Genomic DNA, 6,431 nt, shown 5'->3' on the forward strand with positions numbered 1-6,431 from the left:
TCATCAGATTACACTCCATTTCCAGTAAATTTTTGGGAATTCAGGAATTTACTCGTTTGGAATGCCGAGAGTATATTCAGATCCATATTCTTCATATCGGTTAAAAGTATTAAATTTTTAGAACTAGTTCGATGGTCACTTATTGTTCATTCATTTTTTAAATACAAAAAATGCCATCCCATGATTTCCTCGGAGATGGCACTTTATAGCAAATGTATTAATTTGAGATTGTAGTAACTGATAAACCAAGGTTATTTGCAACAGTAGTATAAAACTCAATCTTCTTATTTATTTTATTATCATTATAAAAGACCCTTTGTTTTTATTATTTAAGGGGATTTTATTCTAAAATATCCGTTCTACGACCCGTTTGCTCGCCATTCCATCCTCTAATGGGCAGTATTTATTTTGAAAATCTACATACTTCTCATTATATTGATCTTGGATTGCATCTATATGCTTTACGCTGTTAATAATCTCATCGGTATTATATACAAGCGGGCCGGGAGCTTCTTTTTCAAAGTCCATATAAAATCCCCGTAAATGATCCCGATAGTTGTCCAAATCGTACGTGTAAAATAAAATAGGTCTCCCAGTATTGGCAAAGTCAAACATGACTGACGAGTAATCCGTAATCAATATATTTGTAATTAAATACAGGTCTTGTATATCTGGATAGCCGGACACGTTATAAACAAAACCTTGCAAAGATTCCTCTATGATTATTTTATTGCTTACCACTACATGCATTCGCAATAAAACAATATATTCATCTCCTAATTGTTCCTTCATCTTATGCAAATCTATTTGGATTTTAAATAAAAATTTGTTTTTGCCCGAAGTTTGATCATCCCTGAATGTTGGCGCATATAATATCACTTTTTTGTTTTCATCCAAGTTTAATTTTTTTCTTACCTTCTCGGCAATCTTATTTTTCTTCTCATGATAAAATATATCATTTCTCGGGTAGCCCGTTTCGAGAATCTCACCCTTATAGCGAAATGCACTCCGAAACGCTTTGGTCGCATAGGGGCTTGGTGAAATGAGGTAATCCCAATTTTTTATTGCCCTTCCCACTCTTTCAACATAATCGTCAGCTCTTCCATGTACTTCTTCTATATCATACAGCATCTTTTTTAATGGTGTTCCGTGCCATGTTTGCAAGTATACTGTTCCTGGCCGTTTTTTTATATAAGCTGGGAAGTTTTGATTATTTACCCAGTAGCCAGCTCTTAATAGGTAGTAATAATAAAGAGGGCTTAATCGCTTTATTCGTTTTGTGTTCGGATCTTTGAATCTATGCTGTTTGTTTAAAACCCACACTTTTTTATAATCAAGGCCTTGTTTTAGAATTTCTTCATAAATATTCTTAGGGCTATCCCCATATTGTTTGCCAAGCCCACTTTCAAAAAGAATGAGCTTTTTATCAACGGGTATAATTTTCGAACCTATTCTGTAAAAAAGCTTCATGCTTGGATAATACAAGCGACTTTTTCTGTAACGGCGAAAAATTTCATTGGCCAGCATTTCTATTTTTGGATTATGAAAAATTTGTTTGTTAGCCTTATTGTCACGAACGACCTTATAAATTCTTTCAGAGGAAAATTGATCCCTAAACTTGATGAACTTATCCGCACGTTTTTTGTATTCTGGCTTCATGGCAAAGTCATGGCCTGCATAATCCTCTACCAGTTGAAGAATTTCATTTTTTTCGAAGCAAATTTCACCCGGAAGATCATTATCCAAATCCAAATGGGACGGCCTCTTACCTATGAACTTAGAACGGTCAAATTGATAATATATAACTGGTTTATACAAGAAGCTGAAGTCAAACGCAACACTTGAATAGTCCGTAATCATTAAGGCACTTTCCTTAATTAAATGCTGGACATCTATTTCCCCTTGATTGATGATCTTGACAGACGGGTTTTCAAAATATTGGCTAAACCTTTGCATATTTGGGTGTAGGCAAAAAATAATATCAAACCCATAATCATTTGCCAACTTGTGTAACTGAGTGTCATTTATTAGCTGTTCATACCGCTCATAATATTCACTTTCAAAGAAAGCTTCTTCGGTAACGATCCAGTCCCTCCACGTAGGAATGATTAGGATCTGCCTTTTCTTTTTTACATCATCTTTAAACAGCGTATCGAATCTGGATAAACCAGTTACAAAGACTTCTTTAGGTGAATAGCCAAAATCATTGACAATCATTTCTTTTTCAAAGTCTGAGCTTACGATAAAAAAGTCCGTATTAAAGCCATGAGCATTTTTACCATAATTGGCAACCATATTTTTCGTTCCCATAACGCCATGCTGCAGGAACACTTTATCAGCTTTCACTTTATTCTTAAACTTATCAGTTCTCAGCGGGTATAAATAATCTGGATGGTGTGACGAAATAACTTTTTTGGCAATCAAGGTATGGTAAATGTGCTCTTTTGATTTAAATTCAAGCACGTTCCCATATTGATCCACATTCTTTTTCTCCGGAGAATCTTTATCAATAACATAAAAAACTTTTTTTTCAGGGTGCTTCGTGCGCATATACCTGAAGAAAGCCAATCCTGTATCTTGGGCCTTATAAATTCTTTCCCCTACGATCCAAGTATCATTTTTTAAATTCATTATTCTAATTACCCATGACCAGAGCATGAGTTTACGAAGATAATTAAATGTCTCTATTGGATACTTATAGACCTCAAGAGAAAGGTTCGAATATTTAAAAGTGAAATAAGGATTAACAACAAGTGCTTCAGTTTCATTTTTTACATGAAAGTCCTTAAGAAAATATCGTGCTCTGAAAGTTGGCCGTCCAATACGTATATACCTGTCTTCTACAGAATTGTTTAATTGCAATCTAAAAAATAAATCGTATATATCTTCAGGAAGAAGTTTACCATTCGTAATATCTCTTAGATTAACTTGAGCCCTATATTGATATCGGTGCAACCCATACTTTTCTTCTGTTTCTTCTTTTAACAAGGTAAAATTGACAGCAGAAGATGTTAAATATTGTTGGGTTTCCCTCCCCCTGATGACAATCTCTCCGTTTTCAATCATAGAGCTTTTTGTAAACAGCTTCCCTTCAAGGATTAAACCGTTTTTTTCCTTTTTAATTTTGTCTATTTGATGCTTAATCGGGACAGTTAACTCCTTATTTTTTATGAGCGATAAATTTCCTTTATCCGTTAAATAATTTATGATTGAGTCATCGTCCTGGAAATATAAAGTTAAACCTTCGACTCTCGTCTTCTGGAACCTTCCACAACGGATTAAGTATTCCCCGTATTGAACACCACCCAATTTTATAACTTTTAGATCATCTCTCTCTTGCTCAGAAGGGTTTAAATCTTCATATTTCTTTCTTATTCTCAAGTACCAATCATAAAATGTATCTTCATGCCCTTTTAATTTATCTATTACTTCGATCAATGAAACTTTGAATTCAAATTCGTTCGATGGAGAGACTGTACAAATTTCCATATCAACATTTTTGTCACGTGATACGAGCCAAAGGCCTACAACTTTATAGTTATTATTTGAAAGAAATCCAGATAGGGTTAAAAAATCATTTATTTGTGAGACATACAATTTATATTTCAGTTTTTGTTTTTTCTTTCTTTTTATCCAAGAGATCAATTTCATATACAACCCCTACTAACATTTTTGGATTTACTTCTACATTATAATACAATTTTCAAAGTTTGTTTTACTATACTCTTTTTTCTTTTATAGTAACTAATCAGCTATAGTTATAACATAGTCTAAAAAACGTGATAGGAACTCCTGCTCTATTTAAACCAATTTTTGTTATAATAATTTCACATTAAAGATGAGGTGAATTTTATGAAACCGGTAATGTTTTTTTTGGTAAATTCTATTGATATCGTAAGAGGTGGGCTTACTAAAGCAGCTCTTAACCAGGCTTCTTTCTTTGCTGAAATGGGATATGAAACACATATCCTCACTTTTAATTTTAATACCAAGTATCCTTTAATTCGAAAAAAATTATTAGAATTAGATAAAGTGCATAAAGATGTCATGATTCATAATATGTATGAAACATTTGAAGGATACAATGAGCCGTTGATAATTACCGAACCTACAAAAAAGAGAGAATTGGTTGAGCTCTCTGAGGGAATGGTAATGGATAAAAGGGAAGGACATAATGCTTATAGATTATTCAAAAATGGCCTATATGTAAAATACATTTCCTTAAATGAGGATGGTTCAATACATTTTATTGATTTCTTTAATGAAAATAGATATCGGACAAAACGCGAGGAATATGATCCCTGGGGAAACCTAAAAAAGGTGACCTATATGGATCTTCTATTAAATAAACCAAGACAAATCATATACTATGACAATGATGGAAAAGCCTATTTTACACAGTGGAATGATCCTTCCAAAAATAAAGTGCAAAGAATTTTGTTGTTTAATAAACAGGGGGCATTAACTAACACATTTGTTAATGATAATTTTTCCCATAAATTACATTGGCTCCAAAACATTATTGACAAGTTTGTTTCTAATAAAGCTGTAATAGTTTCCGACGCAAGGAATACCGATGAGATTCTAATAAAGTTCAATCACCCTAACGTAGCGAAAATTTGGAGATTGCATAGTGGGCACTTGGGACACCCTTATAATGAAAGCGCCGAAATAGCCTCCACTGTTGAAATGGGATTTAATAATATTAATACTTTTGACGCTGCAGTATTATTAACAGAAGAACAAAGAGTGGATATAGAAAAAAGGATAGGTCCACAAAGGAATCTTAAGGTAATACCTCATTACCATAAAACACAAACTAACCCATTTAAATTCATATTTTCTCCAATTAAACGGGATCAAAAGCTGGCAATAGTCATTAGTAGATTTGCAACCATGAAAAGAATAGATCATATTATAAAAGGATTTAAGATTGTAGTTGAAAAAATTCCTGAAGCTCGGTTGGAGATATGGGGGTATGGGGATCAAAAAGATAATTTAGAGAGATTAATAAAAGAGCTACACCTAGGGAAAAATATACAAATAAAAGGTTTTACTCAAGATCCGGATAAAAAATACCAAAAAGCAAGCTTTTCTGTTATGGCTTCCAAGCAAGAAGGCTTCTGCTTATCCATACTTGAAAGTATGAGTAACCAAACCCCCGTTATTAGTTATGATTTCAAATACGGACCCTCTGACATGATAAAAAGCGGAGAAAACGGGTTTGTAGTCGAAAATGGAAATATAGAAGAGTTGGCCAATAAAATGATTTATCTGTTTGAAAATCCCGACATAGCCTTGGAAATGGGTAAAAAAGCAAAAAAACATGTTGAAAAAAACTTTGGTAAAGATAAATATAAAGAGAGGTGGCTTGAAGTCGTTGACTTTGCATTGAAACAAAAGTTTGGTAAAGACTACTAAACATTATTTCTGAAGGGTTTGGTAAAATCTTGTAGTGGTTTCTGGAGTCTCATAAGTCATGCAAATTGGACAGTTCACCACTCTCCCCCAAAACAAAAGAGCATGTCCATGACCTCCAATTTATTCAGCTACATTTGCTTATTCAAGTTTTCGAATCCTGGCCTTGTTTATTAAGATATCCTTCCAGAATCTATAACATGTTTGTATAGTGTGAAGGTGAATGAACTGGCTGCCTGGACGTTTTCTCTATGAAATCTTTGAATGATGTTCTTTTAAAAGGATTGAGCAATGACCCATCTTAAAAGTTCAAAGAGATTATACGCAAATAACATGATGAGTTGTTCGTTTCCCCAAGGGCCTCTGATGGAAAAATCGTGTTCAGCTTTCTCAATTTAGTTCTCCATTTGGGCCCTCTGGATATATAACCGTATAACATCATATTGAAGTCCAATCCATTGTATCAGTAGCAGCTTCATTTAACCAAATAAAATTAACGAATTGCACTTGATCCATCCCGAATCGATCGCTTTTAAATCACTATAAAGTGCCTTGGCTTATCCAAGGAAGTCGCTTGATATTCATTTGTTTGTTGCCAATGAGAATGTCTTACGAATCTAACCGTAGACTCGAATTTGTTTAAACTTCTTTGGCTAATTAATCTGTTTCACTTCCCAATTCTTGTAAAAATCCTCTACCATGGCCTCGTTACCATTTTTTACGTAAAAATCCTTCAGGAAATACTGAAAGTAGGCCGCCCAATACAGGTATATACCGATGTTCATAAGCATTATTCAATTGTAACCAAAATAAATCGGCAGTAATTTAGTAAAGTCCTCTTATCTATCCAAGTCAAATATCTCATCTGTTCCTTTTTCAAGCAAATTAAAACCTATATTCGCGGTGGTTATACTGACCAGTCCCTCTCCTACTTATAACGTAAGCGTCAAATAAAACCCACATTCTGTTCATAGGTCATCCGTGCGATAATCTTCTTAGAAATCAATTCGGGA

2 protein-coding genes are annotated in these 6,431 nt (G+C 33.8%); one reads left to right on the forward strand and one right to left on the reverse strand.

The genetic code is table 11. From position 1 onward, the window contains the following. Positions 1-345 precede the first annotated feature (345 nt). The gene (locus AB1L08_RS21180; protein WP_413066595.1) at positions 346-3,651 is read right to left on the reverse strand and encodes a CDP-glycerol glycerophosphotransferase family protein; all 3,306 of its coding nucleotides are present in this window, start codon (positions 3,649-3,651) and stop codon (positions 346-348) included. 201 nt (positions 3,652-3,852) lie between these two features. On the opposite strand from AB1L08_RS21180, the gene AB1L08_RS21185 reads away from it, so the two are divergent. Continuing rightward, positions 3,853-5,421, forward strand: coding sequence for a glycosyltransferase (locus AB1L08_RS21185; protein WP_413066596.1), 1,569 nt, complete (start codon positions 3,853-3,855; stop codon positions 5,419-5,421). The last annotated feature ends 1,010 nt before the right edge of the window (positions 5,422-6,431 follow it).

Source organism: Siminovitchia jepli, assembly GCF_047228825.1.
Lineage (GTDB): Bacteria > Bacillota > Bacilli > Bacillales > Bacillaceae_C > Siminovitchia.

Coding starts and splice junctions, on each gene's coding strand:
- AB1L08_RS21185 (WP_413066596.1), top strand. CDS start 3,853: ATGAAACCGGTAATGTTTTTTTTGGTAAATTCTATTGATATCGTAAGA.
- AB1L08_RS21180 (WP_413066595.1), bottom strand. CDS start 3,651: ATGAAATTGATCTCTTGGATAAAAAGAAAGAAAAAACAAAAACTGAAA.